Here is a 24864-nt window from a genome sequence, read left to right on the forward strand (position 1 = left end):
AATAACCATTCCTGCGTCAATACGGCTTGGATTGAGATGCCAGTGAGGCTCTGAACTGATTAGATATTTAATGTGATTGGTATTAGTCACGAAATGGTCACATTTTGGTCACGGTCACGAAGAAAGAAATGAGATAGGAACTGATGGAAAATCAAAAAGCCCATGCTAATTAATAGCATGGGCTTCATGAATGTTGGCGGAGCGGACGGGACTCGAACCCGCGACCCCCGGCGTGACAGGCCGGTATTCTAACCAACTGAACTACCGCTCCAAACTTTTTATCATAACGCTGTAACAGCACTATAATTTTAATTTCAATAACTTGACTGGCGGAGCGGACGGGACTCGAACCCGCGACCCCCGGCGTGACAGGCCGGTATTCTAACCAACTGAACTACCGCTCCACTCAAGTTGCGGTGAATAATACGGTTGAGTGTTCGTAGCGTCAACCGTTTTTTTCACCCAATTGCATCGTTTAGTTAAAATTTCGCCAAACTTAACAAAATCCCATGTTAAATGAACAAAATACCTTCAAATTAGGCTTCAAATCTTCAAGTTGTATGCCGCTTTATCTACGATTATCAGGCTCATCCGGCATGGTCAAATCAATTTCATCAAGCGATGGTGCTGCGGTCTTATTTTGTTCCGCTTCATCTAGAATTCTTTGTTCAGCAGCGGCAAGAGCCTGCGCTAAACTTTGTCGTTTGCGCCAAACTATCAGGCCCACAATACCTAACAATAATAAAACAGCATTGACGGTAATGATCCAGAAGAGCGCATCCTGCTTAGCGAGAGCTTCTTCCTCTGCGGCCTTTTGGGCGGCTACAGCGGCTAATTCCTCTTCACTCGGTGGAGGTTCTGGCGGTTGTACTAAGTTAAAAAAGAGCTCAGGCAAATCCAGTATTATTTCACGTCCTGCAATTGTGGTGGTCGCCACTGTACCTTTAATGCGATAACTTCCAAATTCCGTGACTAGTGGTAATGGCAGTTCTGTACTGTCTTGCGTCAACCCATGAAGGACAACCGGTAACTGCAAGCCCGCTGGTCCTACAAGTTCAAATGAAAAATGCGTTTCAGCGAGTTGTAACACACTGCTATCGGCGTGTAGCATGATTTTCCATTGACCCGTTAACGGGTCATCAGGCGTGATCACTTCGGCATGCACAGGCCTTGGTGATAAGATGAAGGGAAAGGAAACTTGCCTCTCAAACACGTTATTACGGGCCTGTACCACAAAGTCGTACTCACCCCATGGCTGTTTCAGATTGATATCACTAGTAAAAGTGCCATCATCGGGTCTTTCATCAAACTTTTCGCCATTATCTTTGTATGAACCCACAATAATATCGCCAGCGGCAAAATTTTCATCGCCAGCACGATGTTTACTCACAAAATGAGCGGTCCACTCGACAAGATAATCGAGACCCGGCATGCGAACCCGCTCAGCATCCCCCATCAATTGGGCGACGACTTTAACCTCTTCACCTTGGAATAAGGGTTGTGGTAAGTGTTGCACTTCAATCTCAAGCTTTGATACACGCTTGATTTTCGAACCTTGCACAACTTTACCGACCAATTGCCAAGGTCCAGGCAACGGTGATTCGATATAAATAATATCTCCCGTTATCCCATCGACCCATTTTACGTTCTCAGGATGGCGATTAGCGTACCACTTACTTCCATCGGGCAGAACAATGACCACAGGCGCAGAACCGTACTCCCGCTGGATCAACAGCGTCATGTTGCTGACCATATGATCAACCCGAAAGCGATTCTTAAGCTCAGAGGCGGTGTCAACGGGCACTGCTTTTTCCGTAAAAAGCTTAGGAGGCTTGCTAATGGTATTCGGTTTAGCATCAACGGGCTTTTGGGCACTCACGTTAACCTCAGCGGCCTTATCTACACTAGCTTTCGACCCATTGATTTTCGCATCGTTTGGAGTTGCATCAACGGGTTGCGCCTCATTCGTTTTTGAAGCCAAATTGGCGGGTGACGCTGTGGTCGCAGCTGGCTCAGTATCGGCGGCAAGCAAAGCAGTGCTCAAGCAGAGGCCGCCGAGCACAAATGTGATATTCAGTAAGGATTTTCGCAGCGACATCGTCATAGGCAATAAATTATCCTCTCCAGAGGCATTTTCCTGATTTTGCGACTAAATCAAGACGTTTTTCATGCATAACGAGTTCATCGGCCGATGCGCTGATCACTTTAAGATTAAGTGATGCCGGATCAAAGCGTTGAATACCACCAGCCTCTTGGCCGACTTCTTCGTTAGAGAGATTGAACTTGGTCTGCCCACCGGTCATCGCCAAATACACATCGGCTAAGATCTCGGCGTCGAGTAACGCGCCATGGTAAAGGCGGCGGGAGTTATCGATACCGTAGCGCTTACACAGGGCATCTAAGTTGTTCTTTTGTCCAGGGTGTAAAAATTTTGCGATATCGAGGGAGTCTAAGATTTCACAAATTTCACTGGTCTTTGGCCCTAAAGGCTGCAGCAGCGAAAATTCATGGTCCATAAAACTCACGTCGAAGTTTGCGTTATGGGCCACAATTTCGGCGCCACTGATAAAATCGATAAACTCTTGTGCTATTTGATGGAACCTAGGCTCATTGGCGACGCGTTCATCGGTAATACCGTGAACCGCTATCGCCTCTGGGTCAATCGCTTGGCCGGGATTGATATATTGATGGAAATAGCGACCTGTTAAACGGCGGTTGATCACCTCAACACAACCTATCTCAATAATTCTGTGGCCTAAATACACTGCACCACTGCCTTGGTTCATACCCGTGGTTTCAGTATCCAAAATAACCTGACGGCTTGCGTTTGAGATAATATTCATACTTTTATGCGCTTCTTTTGACATTTTTTGGTTATACTCGGCCGGTATTTTTGCCGCGGATAACCATTTGATGACTGAACTAAAACTGATCCACATCTTCACCGATGGCTCTTGCTTAGGCAACCCTGGCCCCGGTGGCTATGGCATTGTAATGAATTATAAGGGCCATACAAAGGAGATGTCCGATGGTTTTGCCTTGACGACCAATAATCGCATGGAATTATTAGCCCCCATCATCGCTCTTGAGGCGTTAAAGGAGCCCTGTAAAGTCATTTTAACCAGTGATAGCCAATATATGCGCCAAGGGATCACCACCTGGATCCATGGTTGGAAGAAAAAAGGCTGGATGACCTCAAATCGTACACCAGTAAAAAATGTTGACCTCTGGAAACGTTTAGACAAAGCAGCCCAGCTCCACCAAATTGATTGGCGTTGGGTGAAAGGTCACGCCGGACACGCCGAAAACGAGCGCTGCGATCAACTCGCCCGCGCCGCCGCTGAAGCAAACCCAACCCAAGTCGATGAAGGCTATCAGGCTGAGTCCTAATACCAGTAATCACTTCGGCGCTCATTTCGGCGCTTAAAGTTGCGCCGATCACTGCCGAGATAAGTGGAAAAAATTACCGCAAAACTGCACAAAGGCCAGGCCTAATGACGTGGCTTGGCGGCTTTTGTGGGTAATACGATAAAATTGTCGCTCCAGCACTAGGCCTTCGATGGTTACCAGTGCCAACTCTTTTCGGCTGATATCTTTATCTAGCGCCAACTCAGAGAGCACGCCCAACCCAGCCCCTTGTTTTACCGCGAGCTTGATGGCATCGGGCGTAGAAAAGCAGAATTTCGCCTCGGGCTGCATGTCTAATTCATTGGCTGCATTGACAAAATATTCCCTTGTGCCCGAACCTTCTTCCCTTAGTACCCAAGATTGGCCTTTGACCGCTGCGGGTTTAACCGTTTGCCCAGCGAGGGGATGCGCGGGATGACAAAAGACTAATAGTCTGTCCTTATGCCAAGGCTCAATATTTAAACGGTTATCGGTACAATGTCCTTCGATAAACCCCATTTCGGCACGAAATTGCGCGACCGATTGGATCACTTCTTGGGTATTGGTGATCGCTACGTCCACGTGGGTCTGGGTGTGTTGCTGACAAAAAGCCACTGCCGCCTTCGCCAGCAAATAGTTACCAATAGTGGAACTGGCACTCACGCTTAAATGCCCGACTAAATCGCCGTCTTGGCGCGTGAACGCTTGCTCGATTTGCTCGACCCTATGCAACAAGTCCGTTGCCAGCGGCAACAATAGATTCCCTTGGGAGTTGAGCTGTAACCGATTGCCTATCCGTTCAAATAACCGGGCGTTAAGTTGTTTTTCTAATTCAGCCAAGGCCATGGAGGTCGCCGGCGGCGACAGGTTGACTTGTTCAGCCGCTTTCGCGACTTGTCCACTGCGTGCAACAGCTTCAAACACTGCAAGTTGCCTTAAGGTTATTCGCATAACAGACTCATTGATGAATAAAAGTTATTTGGTATGTTCAGATAAGTGCCCTGTTCGGCCAGCGCTAGGCGCAGTGGTCCAATTAGGTTGTCTCACCTTACGTTTGTCACGGATGGGCGTTAATGGTGATTCTAGCTTACGCGCGACAATCAAATATAAACTGCCCGCACTAGGTAACCATGAGGCCAAAGTTTGCTGCATAAAACGGCCTTCATTAAATTCACCAATTAACGGGTGATAGACTAAACGTTCATCGCTGACCACTTGATAGCCTAATAGGCCTAACCAATCTCGCACTCGAGACGGCATAAAAAAACGCCCACACCAGGGTAATTTATCCTGATATTTAGGCCAAAGCTTACCCAGAAACACAGGGCTTAAGGGGTTAAAACCCACAATAAATAGGTATCCGCCAGCGATCAGTACCCTGTCGGTTTCGCGCAGGATACGGTAAGGATCTGCTTCAAATTCAAGCAGCAGACTCATCAGCACCGCATCGATCACCCCATTCTGTAAAGGTAAGTGACAAAAATCGCCTATTAACGAGGCATTGGGTTCTGAGCACAGCGAGAAATGATGGGCAACTGGGGATGCCATGCTCGACAGTTCGGCGCTTAACGGGCCCAGTTTGAGCAGATGATAACCAAATACCCTTGGCCACCAATCGGCAAGCTTATCGGCAACGGCTTGTTGGAGGGCTGGGCCATTAGGCAAATCGTCCCATTGTTCGGGTTTGTACGCAGAACTGTTATAGGACACAAGTCTCCTCCCTTCCTGTTACCTATTTGCTCAATGATGATGTTAAATCACCCTATCACCCAATACCGCTTTGGCTTTTGCCTCTAGATGATAGCAACAGTCGCCAAACGTTATCGTCTTATGGATAATAACCTTACCTTCAAATCGAAATACAGCGATCGGCGATGCTATGCTCACTATAACAGCGATTAATGCCTTTAATGACAATTATATCTGGGTGTTGCGACAAGACTCCCAGCAAAACGTGTATGTGGTTGACCCAGGCGATGCCAATGTTGTGATCGACTACTTGCGCGCACAGCAACTCACACTAGCGGGTATTTTGATCACCCATCACCATAGGGATCACACGGGTGGGATCCCTGCCCTCGCGGCCCATGTTAAACAGACTACAGGCCATGACTTAGCCGTTTATGGTCCACAAACTGAAGCGATCGAAGGCATCAATCAGCCGATTAACCCAATGCTTAGCGATACGCTCACCCTACCCTTTGTTGACGCGCCCGTTCGTATTCTGTCCGTTCCAGGGCATACTGCTGGGCATATCGCCTATTTGCTTGATGGCGCACTATTTTGCGGTGATACGCTCTTTAGTGCTGGCTGCGGCCGCTTATTTGAGGGCACACCAAACCAAATGTGGCAATCCTTAAGTCTGCTCGCGGCGCTGCCCGATGAAACACGGGTCTACTGCGCCCATGAATACACCTTATCAAATCTGAAGTTTGCTCAAAAGGTCGATACTGATAATGAAGCACTCAAGGCGTATGTGGAGCGCGCCAATGCCCTTCGTGCGCAAGGCAAAGCCACCATTCCCTCAACGATAGGATTGGAGCGCGCCATTAATCCCTTCCTTAGACCTTTAGCACCTACCATAGTCAACAGCATAAAAAATCAGTTTTGTGATCAAGATCTGACGAAAGCAGATGAACTGACCTGTTTTACCCTGCTCAGGCAGTGGAAAGATATTTTTTAGTAAAAAACGATCTATTTCCGACTGAAAATTATACAGTTTTTTCCACTTTTGATGATGTAAATCAAAAGTAACCCCACAAGATGTACGATAATTTAGGGACAAGATCGAAAAGATCCCATAGAATGGCTCGTTTTTGCGTGAATACTTTGCGCTCTGTGTTGTCGCTATTTACATAACAATCAATACATTAGGCTATATCAAAGCTAAGCAAGATTGTGCTGTGGCAATGCACTAACAGAGGACTATCGTTTTCCATGAGAGTATCACTTTATGTTGTGGTAGGGGGAATTGCCCTACTCACGGGTTGTCAGACTTTAGACAACCATCAGGTGACCAAACCTGAAGCTGAAACCGTCACAACCGAAAATAGTGTCCCACAGTATTATCTCGCAACCGAACCTGAATCGGCGCAAATTACTGATGTGTGGGAGCGAATTCGTCAAGGAATGCAACTCCCCATTCCTGACAAAAAATTAGTTAATTATTACCGCGATTGGTACATCAAGAACCCCAAACACCTCGAAGTGATTTCTGAGCGTGCGGCACCTTACATGTATCTGATTGTTGAAGAGCTTGAGAAGCGTCATCTACCGATCGAGATTGCCCTTTTGCCAATTATTGAAAGTGCTTTCGATCCAACCGCTTCATCGGCAAGTTCCGCCTCTGGGCTTTGGCAATTTACTTCCCCTATGGCCAGCCATTTTGGGTTAGAGATGAATTGGTGGTACGACGGCCGTCGCGATGTGCCAGCCTCCACCGTGGCCGCGTTGGACATGCTCGAATACCTGTACGACAAAACCAATAACAATTGGCTTTATGCGATTGCGGCCTACAACTCGGGCGAGTCTCGCGTCCTTAATGCTATTAAGCGCAATGAGGATAAAGGTCTTAACACCGATTTTTGGTCACTCGATCTCCCCAAAGAGACAAAACGTTATGTACCGCAATTATTGGCCCTTGCCGAAGTGATTAAACATGCCGACGAGTACGGCATTACACTAACGCCAATTGAAAACAGCCCGTCTATTGAAGTCGTTGATATTGATAGCCAAATTGATTTGGCCATGGCTGCTGGGCTCGCCAATATGACGACCCATGAGCTGTTAAAACTCAACCCAGGATACAACCGCTGGGCCACGGCCCCCACGGGGCCTCATACGCTGGTTTTGCCGATTGATAAATCAGAAGAGTTTAAAAAAGCACTGGCCGAAACCGAGAGTGAAGCACGTGTAAGTTGGCTCAGATACACCATCAAATCCGGTGATAGTATCGGCGCCATTGCCAAGAAGCACCATACCACTGTCAATGCAATCCGTGTGGCAAACGGTATGAAAAACAATAATATCGTTGCAGGTAAGCACCTGATTATCCCTGTCTCAGCCGATGATGAACAGCTGTATGCAATGTCAACAAGCCAGAAGTTACCTAAAAAGGCTGCAACATCAACCTCTGGCAACAAATTGACATATAAAGTGAAATCCGGCGATACCCTGTGGCAAATTGCACAAGATCATAAGGTATCGGTGAAGCAACTGACCACTTGGAACCATTTAAGCAAAGACAGTAAATTGCAGATGGGCCAAAAACTGACGATCGTTGCGCCGCAAAACCAAGCTAACGCCGAGCAAATTCGTACCGTTAGTTACAAGGTAAAATCAGGCGATTCATTAGCGCGCATTGCCAGCAAGTTTAAAGTGACTGTTGCTGAACTGCTCGAATGGAACAGCTTAACGCCATCACAATACATTCAACCCGGTCAAGTGTTAAAACTGGTTGTGGATGAAAGCAATTTAAATGCTTAATGCTTTGCCGCTGTTTAAAGGCGTCAAAAATAAGCAAAGATAAGCTCTCAGCCAAATTCACCGGCTGTCACACTAAAATAAAAAGGCAGTAACCTAAGGTTACTGCCTTTTTCATTTGTAAATGATACGGTTATCCTTAGAACTGAGTTATCTTTTTAACCCCAATAAGTCAATGTTAAGCAAGTTTATTGTTGGTAAAAATTACTCAAGAGTAAGTAAAAACACTATGGGTGCCATTGCGGGTAATTCACTCTGCATCGCTTTACCTGCAAATTGCGCAGTTAAGTTTGCGCCTTCAGTCGGAATACCCGCTAATGCTTTGGCAGGAATGGCAAAAGTGACAATCAACTCTTCACCTGCTGCTAGCTGCGTATCACGCAGAGCTTGAGTAAACATCATATCGTCTGACCAAGCCCAAAGAGGCTTTCCTTGCACAGTCGTCAATACTAGATCCGCCGTCATGCCTGAATGATAACGCAGCGCAACCGCATTGGCTGATGGATTGCGAATCGTCAACGTCGCCTTAAGCGGTTGCTTAAAGTCAACAAATGTTCCGAGGGAGAGTTCACCTTTTAACAGACTCGGTGACGTAAAGGACGAGATCTGCTCAACTTTCAAACTTGGCTTTTCTTTTATCCCTTGTAGTTTCGCCGCTATCCCCGCAGTTTGCACCACTTCAGTCTGTTTCGCGGCCTCGGTACGAATATCCGTTTTTGGCTCATTAGACTGGGCTAGTGGCGCAAAACAACCCAATAGTTGTGCTGCAACCATTCCGATCCCTAGCGGACGTAAGATGCGACTTAAACTGAGTGTTGGTCGAGGCAGTGGCCTCGACACTTGCATGGAGGAGTGTTTTGTCATTCCTAAAAACCACCCAGTTTTTTAAGCAAGGAATCTTTTAATTTTTCCTTAGCTTTATCAGTCTCTTCCTTCAACTGATTATTTAACAGCGCTTGAGTATCTAACGCATATTCAGGTTTTTGAAAGGTACCAGTGATCGCAAGGGGAATATCAATCCCAGCCAACGCATCTTTTTCACTGCCGCCTTGTCCTTTGAGAGAATTCACAAGACTTGTCGTCAGTCGATAATCCAGCGCTTCGGTCAGCAGGTTTGCACTCCCCTTACCTGCCACACGTAATAGCGGTGATGACATGGCAAGATCAGGGTTTGTCGCCACACCATTCTCTAAAGTGAAGTTACCCGTCAAGCTCGAAAAGTCGGTTTTACGCTCTTCTTTGGTGTCGGCAGACATGTCCCCTTTTAACTTGGCCTGAGCGCTACGGATCATCTGTGGAATATTAACTCCGTAAAGAGCACCGTCAGTAATATCAAAACGGCCATTTGCAAGCAGATTTTTCTTCAACAGCTCTGGTATTAAACTCTTACCTTTACCCTTGACGTTGAAATTAGCCGTACCCGCCAGAATATCCAGCTCGGCTGCATCCTTAAGTAATGGACGAATTTGAACACCTGATATTTGCTTATCAAATTGATAACTTGCGACTTTAGTTCGAGCATCAACCTGTGCATTCACGATCAATTTACCTTGGTAAAGATCCGCCGTCAGTTGCTTAAGGTCAACCATCCCATTCTTAATGCCTAAATCCATCAACCAGTTTTGCGTGGACAAATTCGCCAGCTTGATGGATTTCACCGCTAATTTGAGTTTTACATCTAAGCCATTGACAGCACTAAGATCAGGCTCAACCGCTTGAGTTTGTGAAGGTGTGGCAGCGGTTTGCTTTTCTGCCGTGTCAGATTTTGGAAGCAAGGCATCGAGGTCAATGTCACCCAGTTGGAAATCCGCGCTAATTTGTGGCACTTTTCCAACGTAATTCACTGCGAGCTTACCTTCCGCATTGATATCCATCGCCGTAAATTGACTGATGTCAGCCGACAACTGTTTTTTATCTAATGCGATTTGACTGTTTACACTGACCTTCGCGGTCAGTTTTTTATTGGGGATCCCATCGCCTTCTACTTGAGTCTCTATATTGAGTTTCTCAACCATCAGTTGATTAAAGTCTTGGCTCAACTTGATTTGCCCTTCACCCTGACTGTTAATCGTCATATCCGGCAAGATCGCCGCAAATTCGTAAGCAATCGGTGCAAATTTGTCGAGGGAAAATGCCCCCAGTGTAAATTGCTTTAAGGTTAAGGTTTGAGTTTGTCCCTTAGCTTCATCAATCAAGTTGATTTCAGTATTGGTGATAGAAACGCCACCGACATCAATGCTCGTTAATTGTGCTTTGGCGCTGGATTCGGCTGGTGGGGTAACAGGCTTTTCTGTGCTCTTACCCGTCAAGCCATCGAGGCTCGAACTGCCATTTTTACGGGTGACCAAATTAATTTTTGCACCATCAAGGCTTAACTGTGCGATTTCAATTTGCTTACTAAAGAGTGGCATAAGTTCGACTTCTGCCACGGCTTTATTCACTTCTAGCATGGCTTTGGGCATAAATCCGTCAGGGTTTGAAAGAGAAATCCCCCCTAAATTGATCCCTATAGTTGGGAAAAATGTCCATGATAAGTCCTCACCGATGACGAGTTCACGACCCGTTTGTTTTTTTACTGCGTTGACAATTTCGGGTTTAAAATCATTAGGGTCAAAGAAAACAGTAAGATATAAGGCGACAGCGACAATTAAGGTCACCAGAATGGCTAAAAACCACTTAATGAATTTCATAGAAACATCCTTATCAATAACATCTTGAATTTTTATAAACTTAATTTAAAAAGGCGAAATTTAATAACTCCTCACTGATAGCAACACCGTTCTCATCGACATAGATCATCATCCCAGGCTTAACATTGACACCGCCTATCTCTATGGGAACATTTATTTGTCCTTGGTTTAACTTTTCAGTCTTGATGGGCATAGCGCCAAGTGCATAAACCCCTAAATTGAAGGTACTCAGTCTTGCCACATCCCGAACATAGCCATTGACAATCACGCCTTGCCAACCATTATCTAGGGCACTTTGTGCGATTAAATCACCCAATAATGCACGACGTGGCGAAGCACCGCCATCAACTACAAGCACTTTTCCATGACCCGGTTGAGCCAATATTTCTTTCACTTTGGAGTTATCTTCAAAACATTTTACTGTGACAACTTCCCCCCAAAACAAACGCTTACCACCATAAGGACGAAACTGGAGCGGTAATAATGTCAATTTCGAGGGGTAGTGATCGAACAAATCAGGTAGTAGATCAAGCATTTGGATCTCCGCTAAGTGAAAAGTTTAGACTACTCATTATTGTAGACCCCGACAAGTGTTATGCGAAACCCATCTTTTTATTTAGTTTTTATGCTTAAATACTTGGTCAGCATTGGCATTAACATTATAATCTGCGATAGTTAAACGAGTGTGACACCTCAAGGTGTACCCATACATTATTCTGCTTCTCAACTTTTCGTAATTAAAGTGAACACCAAATGACAACAGATCTGGATTTGCAAAGTGCTATCGCAGCACTCGATGAATATGGATATGAAAAAAAAGCCTCAACGGATCTTGAGCAAGCCCGTAATAAACAACAAATGGGAAAATATATCAAATCCCTCGACTACAGTTTGCGTCGATTATTGATATTGCAAGAAACCGTTAACGAGCTAGTAGAAGAAAAGAAACACGAGCTTGCACAACAAGAAAATATCCAAACCTATAAAACAAAAATCATCAATCTTTCTCGAGAGTTTAACATTTCTTACGAAGATGTATTAACTATCATGGCAGAACTGCAATCAACGAAATAATCCGCATATAGCAATCAATTTTGTTTATTCATTATCAATATATTCTTTGTTCTGAGTTGATAGCTTGCTCTTGCTGGTGTTGATAGATTGTTGCTAAATCCTCCTTGCAATTTGCGACATAAAATATAACAAGCGTCTAGAGCGCGTTTTGCACTCTAGACGCTTATAGTATTGCTATTTTTCTAACATTAACTGACGAATATATTTCACTGGCGCACTGCCATAGCTTAAAAACTTCTCATGGAATGCTTTTAGGTCAAAATCCTTGCCTTTAAGTTGCTTATATTCTTCACGGAAATCGTAAATTTCGCGGTAACCCGAGTAGTAACTGGTCAGTTGTACTTGGCTTAGGGTGGCACGGCGCCATTTGCCTTCCGCCTCAGCACGTTGCTGGAACGCCTCATCCATCATCAGACTAATGGCTTGCTCTTCGGTCATGCCTTTAACATGAATGCTGTAGTCTAAGATGGTGTTACAGATAACACGTAAATTCCACTTGTAATACATTAACCACATTTCAGGCTCGAAATTGCCATAACCCTCTTCAAGCATCATGCGTTCGGTATACACGGCCCAACCTTCGACCATAGCGCCATTGCCAAATAAGCTTTTCACTAAGCTTGGCGACTCATTGGAATAAACTAATTGGGTGTAGTGCCCAGGAATTGCCTCATGAATATTTAAAATCTGTAATATCCAGTGGTTATATTCGCGTAAATAGCTCTCAGCGGATTCATCACTCATACCATCGAGTGGTGTGACGTTATAATAGGTATTACCTAATTTATCATAGGGGCCAGGGGCACTAATCGAAGCTCCCGCATAACCCCGCATATACTCAGGGGTTTCACGCACGACTAATGGTTTTTTAGGATCTAAGGTCACTAAGTCTTTTTGATTTACAAATTCAATCAACTCAGGAATTTGTTTACGCACTTCGCTGACAAAGTCATCACGCTTAACGTGCTGTGTCGATAATTTATCAATCAATTGGCGAATCGCGATTTTATTGTCGGCAGGTTTTGGTGTAGTGAAATATTTTGGCCACAGCTTGTCGGTGATCTTCGCCATTTCACCTTGCACTCTTTCTTTATCCGCCACGGCTTTTTGATAAAGCTGTTTTGCTGTCATGCCCGCTTGGATATCAAAGGCAAACTTTTGCTCGTATAATTCTTCACCAATTCTAAAGCTGCGGGCGCCGTCTTTTTTAAGTTGGCTGACCTGGGTATTTAACCAAGTAATATGTTCATTAATCGCTTTGGTTGCCGTATCGAAACGGGATTTAAACAGCGATTTTTCCGCATCTGACAGACCCGAATCCGCCACTTGCTTCAATAAATCATCGGAGAAGACCGAAAACGCACCTTGGTTTTGCATCACAGCCAATTCGGTGTGTTCTAGGGTTGGCTGCTGGATATTGCTGCGCGCCGCGGCGTAATAAGCGGGGATATTTTCCATTCTGGCCAATACGGAACGTAATCTGTCATCCAGTGGCGCAAAGTTTTCATTGATGATTTGTGCAAAACCGCCCGCCACGTTATAGCTCGAGGGATCCCATTGCCAAGATTTAAAGTCGGTAATTTCCCACGCCATGCTGTTTAGCAGGTTATCAATTAAGTGATAATCGATGGTTTCGTTAGAACTCAGAGACTTAAGTTCAAACTGTTTCAGCTTTGCCTGCTGGGCTTTTACAAAGGCGAGCGTCTTAACACGGCTCGCTTCATTGGGGATTTCTAAATAGCCATCATTAACGTGTTTGCCGCTGTAGAGTGCCCAGGTAGGCGCTAATTGCCACAGGTCATCGATAAAGGTCTGGCTAAATTGTGCAAAGGCGCTGGTCTTCACATCAGCACTGACCGCGCTTGATTTGCTGGTATCGGCTGACGCTTGAGTTGATTGCGATTGGCAACCCGCAAGGCCTGTGAGCGATAACAAGATCGCAAGAGAGATGGCGGTTTTCTTCATTCTTTTTCGTCCTTTTTATATTTATGCGTTAATTCCAGTGCCTCGAGGCGACCGTAAGCGTCTAAAAACCTAACTTATCAGACGCTAATAAAAGGACTTAAGTTAATCATATCAGCCGCCTAATTGCAGCAGTGTTACGAGTGAATACATGCCCAGTTACAAATTTGTAAGCTCGAATGCCGATAGCGCCAACTATCAATCTGCGTGAGATAATCCCCTATTTCACTATCGCTACTGCTATAATAGCGACCTGCTTCGCTGTTCGCCTCAGGCCAACAGTTTGCCAATAAATCATTTAGTTGAGACTCTCAATGCCATTCTCCCAACTTGGATTACACAGCGCGCTTGTCAAAGCGGTGACTGAACTGGGTTACACGAACCCCACGCCGATACAGACAAAAGCCATTCCCAGCATTTTAGCGGGCAAGAATGTGCTTGCTGCGGCGCAAACGGGCACAGGTAAAACCGCCAGTTTTGTGCTGCCGCTGCTGCACCGCTTTGCTGACGCACCCAAGATCCGCCCTAAGCGAGTACGGGCCATCATACTCACCCCCACACGTGAGTTAGCGCTTCAGGTCGAAGAAAATATCAACCAATACGCCAAGTATTTACCCTTAACGGCCATGGCAATGTACGGTGGTGTCGACGCCGCGCCGCAAAAGAAACGGCTGATTGAAGGCGTCGATTTACTGGTGGCCACACCAGGGCGTTTGCTCGACATGTATACCCAAAGGGCCATTCGTTTCGATGAAGTCTCAGTATTGGTGCTCGACGAAGCCGACCGCATGCTCGATATGGGCTTTATCGAAGATATTAATAGCATCATCGAAAAACTCCCCGAGCAAAGACAAAACCTTTTATTTTCAGCCACCTTATCGAAACAGGTGAAAGCGCTGGCGAAATCCGCGATTCCGGACGCCATCGAAATTGAAATCAGCCGTAAGAGCGCGGCGTCAACTCATATTGACCAATGGTTGACCACGGTCGATAAAGATAAAAAGTCGGCGCTGTTAAGTCATTTGATCCAAGAAAATAACTGGTCACAGGCATTAATTTTTATCCAAACCAAACACGGCGCCGCCAAATTGGTTAGCCAGTTAGAAAAGCGTGGCATTGTTGCAGAGGCTTTTCACAGTGGGCGTAGCCAAGCGGTGCGCGAGCAACTGCTGATCGATTTTAAAGCGGGTAAAGTCTCCTTTTTAGTCGCCACGGGCGTGGCCTCACGCGGCATTGATATCGATGCCTTAGCGCGGGTGATTAACTACGACTTACCCGATGAAGCCGACGACTATATCCACCGCATTGGTCGTACGGGACGTGCGGGTAATCAAGGGGAGGCAATTTCCTTTGTCTCTAAGGATGATTTTAGAAACCTATGCGCCATTGAGCGCCGCTTAGGTCATATTATCGTGCGCAGGGAGATTGCTGGCTTTGAGCCGAAAAAAGTCGTGCCGATTTCTATACTCGATTTTGTGCCTAAATCGGCATCTACGACAGAGCGTAAACCCAATAAACTAGCCGAGACCAACCTACAATCTCGCCCCTATTCGAGTGGCAAACCGGGCACCTTTGAGACGACACAAGCCAAGAAGCATCGCAGTGCCAAGGCGGCTCCTGCGCCTAAAGCCCAAAAGGCAGGGGCTGATAGTCGCTCAGATACTCACTCAAATAGCCGCCCTGCTAACCCATTGCAAGGTAATCCATGGCAAAACAGCATCAAGTCGCAGGATGATAGCGAACCCCAGGCAAATCCTTGGCACAAAAGCACTAAGTGAATTAGCAGCTTATTAACGAATTAACTCAAAATAGCAGAAGCAAATATGACGATTATTTTTACAACCAACCTAGGTGATATCAGTATCGAACTCGATATGGAGCGCGCACCCGTTACTGCCAAAAACTTTATCCGCTACTGCCAAGAAGGTTTTTATGAACACACGATTTTCCATCGAGTAATCAAAGGCTTTATGATCCAAGGCGGTGGTTTTACCGCCAAAATGAAGGAAAAGCCCACCCACGAGCCGATTGTTAACGAAGCCAATAAAGGCCTATCGAATGTGTTTGGCACAATTGCCATGGCCCGCACCGACGCACCGCACTCGGCGACCGCGCAGTTTTTTATCAATACGGCCAACAATGAGTTCCTCGACCACACGGCAACCACGAACAACGGTTGGGGTTATGCGGTATTTGGTAAAGTCACCGCAGGACTCGAGGTCGTGCTGCAAATTGAAGGCGTAAAAACCACCCGTGTTGCAGGCCATGAGGACGTGCCCCGTGAGCCGATTATTATCGAAAAAGTGACTATTGTTGAATAAGTCACTCTATCTAATCGATGAATAGTGTGGCGTTGCTTAATACAGCAATAACGCCGCCATTCCTTGATAGATAAAACTTTGGTTTTAAAGCCTAGATAGAAAAAGGAGCAATCAACCCAATGGTTAGTTGCTCCTTTTTGTTTATTCACATCTGATTGTTTATTAACGTCTGTTAATAGAAACGCTGCTGCAATGGCGTTATTCCAGATCTTTCAGCGGCCACAGCACGATATGATCTTCAATATCTTTCACCCTGCGCTCATCCACCACTTTGCCTTGAATCGACATGCCCGCAAGGTGCATGGCCTCTTTAGAACCCGTGACTAGAGGATGCCAGCTTGGTAAGTCTCGACCGGATGCTAAACGGCGGTAGGCGCAGCTATCGGGGAGCCACGTCAGTTCATGGACGTTTTGCGGTGTGATCACAGTACATTGGGGAACGTGGCTAAAACGGTCACTATAATGCTTGCAGCTGGCAGTTTGATGATCGAGCAGTAGGCAAGCCGCATTGGTGTAATAGAGCTCTTCGGTTTCATCATCGATCAACTTGTTTAAACAACACTTACCACAACCATCGCAGAGGGACTCCCACTCCTGCGACGTCAATTCGGTTAACGCTTTATTCTGCCAAAATGCCATGTTTACGCTTATCTTCATATAAAAAACCCGCTTAATGCGGGCCATTTTACACCAATTTACTGGGGAGTTTTAATTCTCTCCGATAAATGCACCACAGAGATACCAAAATAATCGCCCTCACCTAAATAATTCACCGCTTGCCAGTGCATTAAAGCGCGGTAATTGCCATAGACCAGATATTTTCGGCCCTTGGCACCGTCGGGCATGATAAGCGAAGCGTGAATATCCTCACGATTTGGTAAATCCGTATTATCGAACCGCCTTACCCCTAGCTGTTGCCACTTGGCTAGGGTTTGGGATTGATTAAGTCCAATAAGCTCAGCCTTAAGAGCCGCCGGAGCTTGAACCTGACGTCCCCAAGTATCTTCACCATTCCAGCCCTGCTGCTTTAGCAAATTTGCGGCAGAGGCAAAGGCATCGGCCACATTGCGCCAAATGTCTTTTTTACCATCACCGTCGCCATCTTGGCCGTAGGCTAAATATTCACTCGGAAGCAATTGGGTTTGCCCCATAAAGCCTTTGTCATTGCTTTTAAGATCATCAAACTTAAGATGCTCTTTATCCATGATGGAAAGCGCAGCCATAAACTCCCGTTGGTAACGCGCCGTATCTTCGCCAGTAAAAGCTAACGACGCCATGACAGACAGCACAGGATAATCCCCCGACGCATCCCCAAAGTTAGACACTAAGCCCCAGAGCGCCACTAAAAACCGCGGCTGCACTTGATACTTATCGGCAATATGGGTTAATAGCACTTCATGCTCGTTAAAGAGTACGCGCGCCGTATCCACCTTCCATTCCGGCACCACTTCTGGCAGATAGGTTTCAAGGGTTTTTGATTGGCTTGGCGCTGCGGCCACATTGGCTTTTTTAAAGCGTTTTATCTGCGGAAAAGCCGTATTAATCGTCGCTTGGCTAATGCCTTGGGCACTTGCCTCTTGCTTAAGCTTAAGGAGGTAATCGTTGAAGGAGGCGTCTTGCCCGAGCGCGCTATGGCTTACCAAGGGCAAGAAAATCAATGTACATGCTGCAACGCGTTGAAGGAAGGTCTTTGGCATATACCTTTGTCCGCAGTTTATGGGCTAGTCTTTAATCCCAAGACTTTCTCTGTGTTCGGCCAATAAATTAACCTGCGGTGGCGGAATTTGTAAATAAAAACCCTTTTCCTCGAGTGCTGCTCTGACCTTTTGAATATCGGCGATACCGAGGGATTCACGCTTAGCGATGGGGAACACCATCACTAATTGAGGCACACCAAACATCTCCAACAACGCTTGGGGAACATCATCAAAACAGTCCCTTTTGTTCACAAATAAGTAAGTGTCAGCCTTTCGACTACTTTTATAAACCGCACATAGCATAAGAGTATAAATATCCAATAGTTCAAACTTGCCAGTCAATGGGGCACACTATAACATGGTCGCCTAGTAATTTAATTGTAAAATCAGCGAACCGACTGATGATTTCTGGAGAATAGTGCCGGGATGTCAAAACCTAGCTTAGAGTTAAAAGGCGCTTCTTTTACTCTTTCAGTGCTTCATATCAATAACAGCGACTTGAATGCTGTCATGGCTGAATTAGATAGCAAATTGGCACAAGCCCCTCAATTTTTTCTGGGTGCCCCTTTAGTCGTCAATCTCAGCGCCATCCAAGATAACGATTTCAATTTACATGGCTTAAAAGAGTTATTAGTTTCCCGCCAGCTCGTTATCGTGGGGATCACTGGGGCAACGACCTTCCTCAGCAATCAAGCCAAGACCCTAGGCCTTGCCATCGTCAAAGCGGGCAAACAGAGCGTGACGCCCCCGCCTGCCCCGCGTCAAACTAAGGTTTTGAAGCAAAATATCCGCTCAGGCCAGCAGGTCTATGCAAAAAATGGTGATTTAATCATATTTGGTGCCGTTGGTAATGGCGCTGAAGTCATTGCCGATGGTAGCATTCATATTTATGGCGCATTACGAGGAAAAGCCATGGCGGGCGCGGCCGGCGACAGCAGCGCGGTAATCATCGCCCATTCCCTCGAGGCCGAATTAGTTTCAATAGCAGGGCAATATTGGCTCGCTGAAAATCTACAACAACATAGCTCAGATAAAAGCGGCTGCATTCGCTTAAATGGCGAGTCGCTTATCGTTGAATCATTGCCCCTCTAAATGGCATAAAAAAGGATAGAGAGAAACATGGCACAAATTATTGTTGTCACTTCAGGTAAAGGTGGTGTTGGTAAAACCACATCCAGTGCGGCGATTGCAACTGGACTTGCACTACAAGGGCATAAAACTGTTGTTATCGATTTCGATATTGGCTTACGTAACTTAGATCTGATCATGGGCTGTGAGCGCCGCGTCGTCTATGACTTTGTCAATGTAATCAACGGCGAAGCCAATTTAAATCAAGCACTCATCAAAGATAAACGCTGTGAAAAACTGTTTGTACTGCCAGCATCGCAAACCCGCGATAAAGATGCACTGACCAAAGAAGGTGTGGGCCGTGTGCTCGATGATTTAGCGAAAGAATTTGAATTTATTATCTGCGACTCGCCCGCGGGGATTGAGCAAGGCGCAATGATGGCACTGTATTTTGCCGATATTGCAATTGTCACGACTAACCCTGAAGTGAGTTCGGTACGCGACTCTGACCGTATTCTGGGTATGCTGCAGAGCAAGTCACGCCGCGCCGAACTGAATTTAGAGCCGATAAAAGAGTATTTACTGCTGACGCGCTATTCGCCGAGTCGGGTAAAATCGGGCGAAATGTTGAGTGTTGACGATGTAAAAGAAATCCTTGCTATTGAACTACTTGGTGTTATTCCTGAATCACAGTCTGTGCTCAAGGCCTCTAACTCGGGTGTACCAGTGATTATCGATCAAGAGAGTGATGCAGGTGCGGCTTACAGTGATACCGTCGCGCGTTTGCTGGGAGAAGATGTTCCAGTTCGCTTCATTACGGAAGAGAAGAAAGGTTTCTTACAACGGATATTTGGTAGCTAATTATGTCTTTACTCGACTATTTCAAAAGCAAGAAAAAGCCTAGCACTGCGGTAATGGCAAAAGAGCGACTACAAATTATTGTGGCTCATCAACGTGGACAACGGGATACGCCCGATTATTTTCCTCAGATGAAACAAGAAATTATCGCCGTGATCCGTAAATATGTGCAGATTTCAGATGATCAAGTGTCTGTGCAGTTAGATCAGAACGACGATAACCTGTCGGTACTCGAACTTAACGTCACATTGCCAGACAGATAAGTCGAGCGTTGGCGTCATCCCCATCGCGGGGATGACGCTTTCTGCTGCACTTTTGTAGCGTCTTAGGCGAAATAACGTAAGCTTAGCTTTGATATAAGCGCTTGATATAAGAGATTAAGGTCTCAACAATTGCTAAAACCTCAATTCTGCTCCAGCTTTTAAATAAGCCTTAAACCACGTCTATAATATTAAACTTCAAGCTTTGCCAACGATTCGGCGGCAATCTGTCCACGCCAGCCACTTAAGACCGTCGGTAACTCACCCTGCTGTTTATCCCAACGCCATTGTAAATACTCATGAATATGACGTTTAGAGCCCAGCATCTCCATCGGGATAGCATGCTGCTCGCACAGTTCAGTTAAGCAGGTTTTTATGTTTTTAAAGGCCGATTTGTAACCTGGTTTAAGCGCTAAGACATCCACTAATTCGGGAGGATTGTTTAAATCCGCGGTCTGCATCACCCGTAAAATGTCTTTACCGTGAATGCGTTTCTCCTGCTCGGTCAAATCATTCAATTTGAGTAAATCGCCCATGCTCTTAGGCTGCTTCTTCGCTAGCGCGATCAGGCCGTGATCTTTAATCACAAAACCCAAGGCTAAATCCCGCGCTAAGGCTTTTTCTAAACGCCACTTAGCCAACACTTTAAGGTAGGCCAACTGATGCTCGGTGAGCTGAAAAGCATTTTTGACTCTTAGGTACGCAGTATCCATATCCGGCGTCGCTAAGCGCCCTTCTGTCATTCGCTCGCCTTCTTCATACAGCCAGCCTAAACGGTCTTGCGCCTTAAGCCTTTCGGCGAGTTGCGGATAGAGTTGATACAGATACAACACATCGTTGGCGGCATAGCTAAGCTGCGCCTCAGTCAAGGGACGGCGCATCCAGTCGGTGCGCGACTCACCCTTATCAATCACTTCACCTAAGCAGGTTTCCACTAACTTGGCATAACCTAGGCCATGGCCCATGCCACATAAAGAGGCTGCGATTTGGCTATCGAACAAAGGCGTAGGTTGACGCTGACCATAGTGGGCGAAGACTTCTAAGTCCTCGCTGCAGGAATGCACTAGCTTGATGATGTTGGGATTATCAAGCAAAGACCAGAATGCACTGAGATCTGGCAGCGCAACTGGGTCAATTAAGGCTAAGGTTTTACCATCATAGGCTTGAATGAGGCCAAGCTTAGCGTAATAGGTACGTGTGCGCACAAACTCGGTATCTAACACGAGCAGCGGACTCTGTTGATATTGAGCGACGAGGGCATTGAGGCTCGCTTCGTCGCTCACATACTGAAACACTGACAAATTCTTCTCCAGTTCCTGTGGGTTAAGCACCGTCCATAAAAACAAAAGCCGGCTCATTGCCGGCTTCAATCTTACGCGCGCTTCACTTCGTCTCGAAGTTCTCGTCGCAAGATCTTACCCACGTTGGTTTTAGGTAACTCGTCCCTAAATTCTACCAGCTTCGGTACTTTATATCCCGTTAAATGCGCGCGGCAATGCTTAATGATGTCGTCAGCGGTTAAAGATTTATCTTTTGCCACCACAAACACCTTCACTAATTCACCACTGGCGTCATTTGGTACGCCAACGGCAGCCACTTCAATCACTTTAGGATGTAATGCGACCACTTCTTCAACTTCATTGGGGAAGACGTTAAAGCCCGACACTAAAATCATGTCTTTCTTACGGTCGACAATATAGAAGAAGCCCTGTTCATCCATATAACCGATATCGCCAGTGGCAAGCCAACCATCTTTATCGATCACTTTGGCCGTTTCCTCTGGACGCTGCCAGTAGCCTTTCATGATCTGTGGACCTTTACCAAACAGCTCGCCTGTCTCGCCCTGCGGCAATACATTACCCGCATCATCACGCACTTGAATTAAGGTCGATGGCGCAGGGAAACCGATAGAGCCGTTGTAACCGTCTAAGTTATAGGGGCAGCAAGTCAGTAGCGGCGACGCTTCGGTTAAACCGTAACCTTCGAGTAAACGGGTTTTCGTGATGCTTTGCCATTTATCGGCCACAGCTTTTTGCACCGCCATCCCGCCACCAATGGATAATTTTAGGCGAGAAAAATCTAATTCCGCAAAATCGCTACTGTTCACTAACGCATTGAACAGGGTGTTGACGCCTGTCAGCGCGGTAAAAGGATATTTTTTCAGTTCGGCTACAAACCCTGGAATATCCCGAGGGTTAGTGATCAATAGGTTTTGGCTGCCCTTATGCAAGAACAGTAAGCAGTTCACTGTTAAAGCAAAAATATGGTAAAGCGGCAAGGCTGTTACCACAAATTCGCAGCCATCACGCAGTGCCGGTGAATAGGCACCATTGGCCTGTAATACGTTTGCCACCACGTTTTTGTGGGTCAACATGGCGCCCTTCGACACCCCAGTCGTTCCACCTGTGTATTGCAAAAAGGCTAGGTCATCAGCCGTGATAACGGGTTTGACATACTGCATTCTGCGCCCTCTTGAGAGGGTTTCACGCATTGAAAGTGCGTGGGGTAAATCATATTTTGGCACCAGTTTTTTGATGTATTTGACCACAAAGTTCACTAAGGTGCGTTTTGGCGCGCTGAGTTGATCACCTAAACTTGTGATAATCACGCTTTTTACTGGTGTCTGATCAACAACTTCTTCCAAGGTACGGGCAAAGTTCGATACCACAACGATGGCCTTAGCGCCTGAGTCGATTAACTGGTGCTTTAATTCGCGCGGAGTATAGAGCGGGTTAACGTTAACCACCACCATACCCGCACGTAAAATACCAAACAGTGCAATGGGATATTGCAGCAAGTTCGGCATCATCAGGGCGACTCGGTCGCCCTTTTGGAGTTTCAATTCATTTTGCAGATAGGCGGCAAACGCACGACTGCGTTCTTCAAGTTTACGGTAAGTTAGCGTGGCACCCATGTTGATAAACGCAGGTTGATCCGCATATTTGGCCACCGCCGTCTCGAACATATCGACGAGCGATGAATACTGATCCGCATTAATCTCGGCAGGTACATCTTTTGGCAAATGATTAATCCAAGGCTGATCCACAACTTTCTCCTAAATCCCCACAACTGCGGACACGGTATCCCTACTACCGTCAATACTCGACAAATACCGAGTTAAAATACCGACTTACATTTTATTGTTTTTGATTAACCCGCATAAATCATACGGGCGTTTTAATTTTGATCATCATCACATAAAAAAAACAAAAAACCTAGCGTCTTTTTTATGTAAGCAAAAGCAATTATTCGACAAACTGCTGGATTAAGTGCGCGACCCCTTTGGCGTTATCCATATGCACATGGTGGTCGCCCTCGAGCATATGTTCAGACAAGTGTGTGAACCATTTCCTCGCCTTAGGCAATGCCGCTTGCAACTGGCTAAAGCCCTGTTTGCCGCAAATCAATAATGTCGGAACAGAAACATGCTGCATCAATGCATCGACCTGCTCAAAGGTCAAACGCATAGGCGAATCGAGTCTTAATCTTGGATCGCTACGCCACGCAACACCATCGGTGGTTGGTTGCATATTGCGCTCCAGTAACAAGCGGCACCAAGACTCCGCTAGTCCCGTTAAGTGAACTCGGGCTTTTACTGCAGTATCCATACTGTCGTAAACCTTTAGCTGTTTATGCTTTTGCGCTAACAATTTCTCGTGCTGATAAAAACTCTTTCGCAGCCGCGTTTTCGCTTGAGTCGCCGACTCAAACAATGGGCTTAACGCCTCAATCAAAATCAGCTTGTTGACCTTTTCTGGAAAGGTTGCGGTATACGCTGAGGCAATAATGCCTCCTAACGAATGCCCAACGATAGCCAGCGGCTTTTGCGGCAATATCGTCAGTAACGCATCGAGATCGTATAAATAGTCAATCCAATGCAATGGATAATGTCCCGGCCGATGTGCTGAAAAACCATGACCGGGCCAATCTATGGCAAGTATCTGATAATGGGGCAAATACTCCGCGAGAGGCTCAAAACTGTTCGCATTGTCTAACCAGCCATGCAACGCGAGTAATAACGGCTTATCTTTCGCTCCCCATAATCGACCACTCAGCTTGATATGGGGTAACACAAACTCGACTTGATTTTTGGGGGCGAAAGATTGCCACATATTGCCTCTAATGTCAGGTGATTAGCGCGATTTTTTGATAAATTTGAGCGTCATGCGATCGCTCTCACCAATTGCTTGGTATTTTTCTTTATCGGTATCGCCCAAGGCAAACGAAGGTGGCAGCGTCCATACCCCCTTGGCGTAGTCCTTAGTGTCTTTCGGATTGGCGTTGATTTCGGAGCTTTCGGCTAAGGTAAAACCCACCTTTTTGGCCAGCGCGATCATCTCGTCTTGGTCCATGTAGCCCGTGCTCATATTCATGCCTTTATTGGCTCTATGTTCGACCACACCAAACACACCGCCATCTTTCAGCACTTTATAGGAGGCGGCGAACACATTTTCGAGTTGATCGCTTGAGGCCCAGTTATGTAAGTTACGGAAGGTTAATACTAAGTCCGCACTGCCATCGGCACCTAAATTCATCTTGGCCGGAGGGTCGAGAACCACCATTTTCGCATTGCCAAATAAGGCTTTATTAGCCGTCATCCAAGTATCGAATTTCGTCCCCGCATTAGCGCGGTAGCGATTACCTGGGGTGTCCGTGCTAGGGTTGGTTTCGAAACTGGCAGCAATATATTGTCCCTTAGGCGCAAGATAAGGGGCAAGGATTTCAGTGTACCAGCCATTACCAGGCCAAAGTTCAATTACGGTTTGTGTTGGAGTAATACCAAAAAATGTGAGGGTTTCGACAGGATGGCGATAAATATCGCGACTGGCGTTTTTCGCTTGGCGAAACTCGCTCTTAATGGCCTTATCCAAGCCTTCATCGGCATAGGCAATACCTGAACATAAACCAGCAATCAGCATACTGGCGACGAGTGTGACTTTTTTCATAATAATTCTCCTTGGATACCGAAGGCTTAAGCTAGCAGCCAATATAAAAAAATCCAAGAATTAGCCACACAAGTTGACCATTTAGGCTGTAAATATTTGTGATATCATCACGGCATTAA

Annotated in this window: 24 protein-coding genes and 2 tRNA genes; 9 read left to right on the plus strand and 17 right to left on the minus strand. The window is 46.1% G+C overall.

Annotation, left to right across the window (positions count from 1 at the left end):
- Positions 1 to 194 precede the first annotated feature (194 nt).
- The 4 genes from EYR25_RS15660 to dnaQ all read right to left on the minus strand — a co-directional run bounded on the left by EYR25_RS15660 (position 195) and on the right by dnaQ (position 2843).
- Positions 195 to 271, minus strand: a tRNA-Asp gene (locus EYR25_RS15660).
- A gap of 56 nt (positions 272 to 327) precedes the next feature.
- Positions 328 to 404, minus strand: a tRNA-Asp gene (locus EYR25_RS15665).
- A 164-nt stretch (positions 405 to 568) separates the two neighbouring features.
- Complete coding sequence (locus EYR25_RS15670) at positions 569 to 2104, minus strand: TIGR03503 family protein (RefSeq protein ID WP_133181298.1); 1536 nt, start codon at positions 2102 to 2104, stop codon at positions 569 to 571.
- Between the two features lie 10 nt (positions 2105 to 2114).
- Complete coding sequence (gene dnaQ, locus EYR25_RS15675) at positions 2115 to 2843, minus strand: DNA polymerase III subunit epsilon (protein ID WP_133181300.1); 729 nt, start codon at positions 2841 to 2843, stop codon at positions 2115 to 2117.
- Between the two features lie 70 nt (positions 2844 to 2913).
- Between dnaQ and rnhA the strand changes: the two genes are divergently transcribed.
- Complete coding sequence (rnhA, locus tag EYR25_RS15680; RefSeq protein ID WP_133181302.1) at positions 2914 to 3390, plus strand: ribonuclease HI; 477 nt, start codon at positions 2914 to 2916, stop codon at positions 3388 to 3390.
- 48 nt (positions 3391 to 3438) lie between these two features.
- Here the strand turns inward: rnhA and EYR25_RS15685 are convergent, their stop codons facing one another.
- Together EYR25_RS15685 and EYR25_RS15690 are read right to left on the minus strand one after the other, a co-directional pair.
- Positions 3439 to 4338 (minus strand): LysR substrate-binding domain-containing protein, encoded by a 900-nt coding sequence (locus EYR25_RS15685; protein WP_133181305.1) that lies wholly within the window; start codon positions 4336 to 4338, stop codon positions 3439 to 3441.
- Between the two features lie 24 nt (positions 4339 to 4362).
- Positions 4363 to 5097 carry a class I SAM-dependent methyltransferase gene (locus EYR25_RS15690; RefSeq protein ID WP_133181307.1) on the minus strand — a complete coding sequence of 245 codons (735 nt, stop codon included), beginning with the start codon at positions 5095 to 5097 and terminating at the stop codon, positions 4363 to 4365.
- A gap of 169 nt (positions 5098 to 5266) precedes the next feature.
- Between EYR25_RS15690 and gloB the strand changes: the two genes are divergently transcribed.
- On the plus strand, positions 5267 to 6070 hold the full coding sequence (gene gloB, locus EYR25_RS15695; RefSeq protein WP_133181309.1) for a hydroxyacylglutathione hydrolase: 804 nt from the start codon (positions 5267 to 5269) through the stop codon (positions 6068 to 6070).
- Positions 6071 to 6324: 254 nt separating this feature from the next.
- Complete coding sequence (locus EYR25_RS15700; RefSeq protein ID WP_133181311.1) at positions 6325 to 7872, plus strand: lytic transglycosylase; 1548 nt, start codon at positions 6325 to 6327, stop codon at positions 7870 to 7872.
- Positions 7873 to 8073: 201 nt separating this feature from the next.
- Here the strand turns inward: EYR25_RS15700 and EYR25_RS15705 are convergent, their stop codons facing one another.
- From EYR25_RS15705 to EYR25_RS15715, 3 genes are all read right to left on the minus strand, one after another.
- The gene (locus EYR25_RS15705; RefSeq protein ID WP_023265592.1) at positions 8074 to 8643 is read right to left on the minus strand and encodes a BsuPI-related putative proteinase inhibitor; all 570 of its coding nucleotides are present in this window, start codon (positions 8641 to 8643) and stop codon (positions 8074 to 8076) included.
- Between the two features lie 92 nt (positions 8644 to 8735).
- Positions 8736 to 10559: an AsmA family protein gene (locus EYR25_RS15710; RefSeq protein WP_133181313.1), complete on the minus strand. Its 1824-nt coding sequence runs from the start codon at positions 10557 to 10559 to the stop codon at positions 8736 to 8738.
- A 40-nt stretch (positions 10560 to 10599) separates the two neighbouring features.
- On the minus strand, positions 10600 to 11094 hold the full coding sequence (locus EYR25_RS15715; RefSeq protein ID WP_133181315.1) for a putative 4-hydroxy-4-methyl-2-oxoglutarate aldolase: 495 nt from the start codon (positions 11092 to 11094) through the stop codon (positions 10600 to 10602).
- Positions 11095 to 11312: 218 nt separating this feature from the next.
- Here EYR25_RS15715 and EYR25_RS15720 point away from each other — a divergent pair, with 218 nt between their 5' ends.
- The gene (locus tag EYR25_RS15720) at positions 11313 to 11633 is read left to right on the plus strand and encodes a hypothetical protein (protein ID WP_023265589.1); all 321 of its coding nucleotides are present in this window, start codon (positions 11313 to 11315) and stop codon (positions 11631 to 11633) included.
- A 174-nt stretch (positions 11634 to 11807) separates the two neighbouring features.
- Here EYR25_RS15720 and EYR25_RS15725 read toward each other — a convergent pair whose 3' ends face one another.
- Complete coding sequence (locus EYR25_RS15725) at positions 11808 to 13598, minus strand: DUF885 domain-containing protein (RefSeq protein ID WP_133181317.1); 1791 nt, start codon at positions 13596 to 13598, stop codon at positions 11808 to 11810.
- A gap of 311 nt (positions 13599 to 13909) precedes the next feature.
- Between EYR25_RS15725 and EYR25_RS15730 the strand changes: the two genes are divergently transcribed.
- Both EYR25_RS15730 and EYR25_RS15735 read left to right on the plus strand, forming a co-directional pair.
- The gene (locus tag EYR25_RS15730) at positions 13910 to 15373 is read left to right on the plus strand and encodes a DEAD/DEAH box helicase (protein ID WP_133181319.1); all 1464 of its coding nucleotides are present in this window, start codon (positions 13910 to 13912) and stop codon (positions 15371 to 15373) included.
- A gap of 45 nt (positions 15374 to 15418) precedes the next feature.
- Positions 15419 to 15916, plus strand: a complete 498-nt coding sequence (locus EYR25_RS15735; RefSeq protein WP_133181321.1) for a peptidylprolyl isomerase — start codon at positions 15419 to 15421, stop codon at positions 15914 to 15916.
- A gap of 198 nt (positions 15917 to 16114) precedes the next feature.
- Here EYR25_RS15735 and EYR25_RS15740 read toward each other — a convergent pair whose 3' ends face one another.
- The 3 genes from EYR25_RS15740 to EYR25_RS15750 are packed head-to-tail and all read right to left on the minus strand — an operon-like array spanning position 16115 to position 17916.
- Complete coding sequence (locus EYR25_RS15740) at positions 16115 to 16555, minus strand: YcgN family cysteine cluster protein (RefSeq protein ID WP_133182902.1); 441 nt, start codon at positions 16553 to 16555, stop codon at positions 16115 to 16117.
- Positions 16556 to 16611: 56 nt separating this feature from the next.
- Positions 16612 to 17613, minus strand: coding sequence for a lytic murein transglycosylase (locus EYR25_RS15745; RefSeq protein WP_133181323.1), 1002 nt, complete (start codon positions 17611 to 17613; stop codon positions 16612 to 16614).
- Positions 17614 to 17637: 24 nt separating this feature from the next.
- The gene (locus tag EYR25_RS15750) at positions 17638 to 17916 is read right to left on the minus strand and encodes a YcgL domain-containing protein (RefSeq protein ID WP_011717311.1); all 279 of its coding nucleotides are present in this window, start codon (positions 17914 to 17916) and stop codon (positions 17638 to 17640) included.
- A 123-nt stretch (positions 17917 to 18039) separates the two neighbouring features.
- On the opposite strand from EYR25_RS15750, the gene minC reads away from it, so the two are divergent.
- From minC to minE, 3 genes are read left to right on the plus strand one after another with little or no spacing between them, the layout of a single operon-like run.
- Positions 18040 to 18705: a septum site-determining protein MinC gene (minC, locus tag EYR25_RS15755; RefSeq protein WP_133181325.1), complete on the plus strand. Its 666-nt coding sequence runs from the start codon at positions 18040 to 18042 to the stop codon at positions 18703 to 18705.
- A gap of 27 nt (positions 18706 to 18732) precedes the next feature.
- Positions 18733 to 19542 (plus strand): septum site-determining protein MinD, encoded by an 810-nt coding sequence (gene minD / locus EYR25_RS15760; RefSeq protein WP_023265582.1) that lies wholly within the window; start codon positions 18733 to 18735, stop codon positions 19540 to 19542.
- Positions 19543 to 19544: 2 nt separating this feature from the next.
- Positions 19545 to 19802 carry a cell division topological specificity factor MinE gene (gene minE, locus EYR25_RS15765; RefSeq protein ID WP_007648439.1) on the plus strand — a complete coding sequence of 86 codons (258 nt, stop codon included), beginning with the start codon at positions 19545 to 19547 and terminating at the stop codon, positions 19800 to 19802.
- 188 nt (positions 19803 to 19990) lie between these two features.
- On the opposite strand, the gene rnd is transcribed toward minE, so the two are convergent.
- From rnd to EYR25_RS15785, 4 genes are all read right to left on the minus strand, one after another.
- Positions 19991 to 21100 carry a ribonuclease D gene (rnd, locus tag EYR25_RS15770; RefSeq protein ID WP_165953587.1) on the minus strand — a complete coding sequence of 370 codons (1110 nt, stop codon included), beginning with the start codon at positions 21098 to 21100 and terminating at the stop codon, positions 19991 to 19993.
- A 71-nt stretch (positions 21101 to 21171) separates the two neighbouring features.
- Positions 21172 to 22845 (minus strand): long-chain-fatty-acid--CoA ligase FadD, encoded by a 1674-nt coding sequence (fadD, locus tag EYR25_RS15775; RefSeq protein ID WP_133181327.1) that lies wholly within the window; start codon positions 22843 to 22845, stop codon positions 21172 to 21174.
- A 199-nt stretch (positions 22846 to 23044) separates the two neighbouring features.
- Positions 23045 to 23911: an alpha/beta fold hydrolase gene (locus EYR25_RS15780; protein WP_133181330.1), complete on the minus strand. Its 867-nt coding sequence runs from the start codon at positions 23909 to 23911 to the stop codon at positions 23045 to 23047.
- 21 nt (positions 23912 to 23932) lie between these two features.
- Entirely contained in the window at positions 23933 to 24745 is an 813-nt protein-coding gene (locus EYR25_RS15785; RefSeq protein ID WP_133181332.1) for a class I SAM-dependent methyltransferase, read from the minus strand.
- Between the last annotated feature and the right edge of the window lie 119 nt (positions 24746 to 24864).

Source organism: Shewanella decolorationis, assembly GCF_004354305.1.
In the GTDB taxonomy this organism is placed as follows: domain Bacteria; phylum Pseudomonadota; class Gammaproteobacteria; order Enterobacterales; family Shewanellaceae; genus Shewanella; species Shewanella decolorationis.

Excerpts from the sequence above, each read along its gene's own strand:
- EYR25_RS15670 (WP_133181298.1), bottom strand. The coding sequence starts at position 2,104 with ATGACGATGTCGCTGCGAAAATCCTTACTGAATATCACATTTGTGCTC.
- dnaQ (WP_133181300.1), bottom strand. The coding sequence starts at position 2,843 with ATGAATATTATCTCAAACGCAAGCCGTCAGGTTATTTTGGATACTGAA.
- rnhA (WP_133181302.1), top strand. The coding sequence starts at position 2,914 with ATGACTGAACTAAAACTGATCCACATCTTCACCGATGGCTCTTGCTTA.
- EYR25_RS15685 (WP_133181305.1), bottom strand. The coding sequence starts at position 4,338 with ATGCGAATAACCTTAAGGCAACTTGCAGTGTTTGAAGCTGTTGCACGC.
- gloB (WP_133181309.1), top strand. The coding sequence starts at position 5,267 with ATGCTCACTATAACAGCGATTAATGCCTTTAATGACAATTATATCTGG.
- EYR25_RS15700 (WP_133181311.1), top strand. The coding sequence starts at position 6,325 with ATGAGAGTATCACTTTATGTTGTGGTAGGGGGAATTGCCCTACTCACG.
- EYR25_RS15705 (WP_023265592.1), bottom strand. The coding sequence starts at position 8,643 with ATGGTTGCAGCACAACTATTGGGTTGTTTTGCGCCACTAGCCCAGTCT.
- EYR25_RS15710 (WP_133181313.1), bottom strand. The coding sequence starts at position 10,559 with ATGAAATTCATTAAGTGGTTTTTAGCCATTCTGGTGACCTTAATTGTC.
- EYR25_RS15715 (WP_133181315.1), bottom strand. The coding sequence starts at position 11,094 with ATGCTTGATCTACTACCTGATTTGTTCGATCACTACCCCTCGAAATTG.
- EYR25_RS15720 (WP_023265589.1), top strand. The coding sequence starts at position 11,313 with ATGACAACAGATCTGGATTTGCAAAGTGCTATCGCAGCACTCGATGAA.
- EYR25_RS15725 (WP_133181317.1), bottom strand. The coding sequence starts at position 13,598 with ATGAAGAAAACCGCCATCTCTCTTGCGATCTTGTTATCGCTCACAGGC.
- EYR25_RS15730 (WP_133181319.1), top strand. The coding sequence starts at position 13,910 with ATGCCATTCTCCCAACTTGGATTACACAGCGCGCTTGTCAAAGCGGTG.
- EYR25_RS15735 (WP_133181321.1), top strand. The coding sequence starts at position 15,419 with ATGACGATTATTTTTACAACCAACCTAGGTGATATCAGTATCGAACTC.
- EYR25_RS15740 (WP_133182902.1), bottom strand. The coding sequence starts at position 16,555 with ATGGCATTTTGGCAGAATAAAGCGTTAACCGAATTGACGTCGCAGGAG.
- EYR25_RS15745 (WP_133181323.1), bottom strand. The coding sequence starts at position 17,613 with ATGCCAAAGACCTTCCTTCAACGCGTTGCAGCATGTACATTGATTTTC.
- EYR25_RS15750 (WP_011717311.1), bottom strand. The coding sequence starts at position 17,916 with ATGCTATGTGCGGTTTATAAAAGTAGTCGAAAGGCTGACACTTACTTA.
- minC (WP_133181325.1), top strand. The coding sequence starts at position 18,040 with ATGTCAAAACCTAGCTTAGAGTTAAAAGGCGCTTCTTTTACTCTTTCA.
- minD (WP_023265582.1), top strand. The coding sequence starts at position 18,733 with ATGGCACAAATTATTGTTGTCACTTCAGGTAAAGGTGGTGTTGGTAAA.
- minE (WP_007648439.1), top strand. The coding sequence starts at position 19,545 with ATGTCTTTACTCGACTATTTCAAAAGCAAGAAAAAGCCTAGCACTGCG.
- EYR25_RS15780 (WP_133181330.1), bottom strand. The coding sequence starts at position 23,911 with ATGTGGCAATCTTTCGCCCCCAAAAATCAAGTCGAGTTTGTGTTACCC.
- EYR25_RS15785 (WP_133181332.1), bottom strand. The coding sequence starts at position 24,745 with ATGAAAAAAGTCACACTCGTCGCCAGTATGCTGATTGCTGGTTTATGT.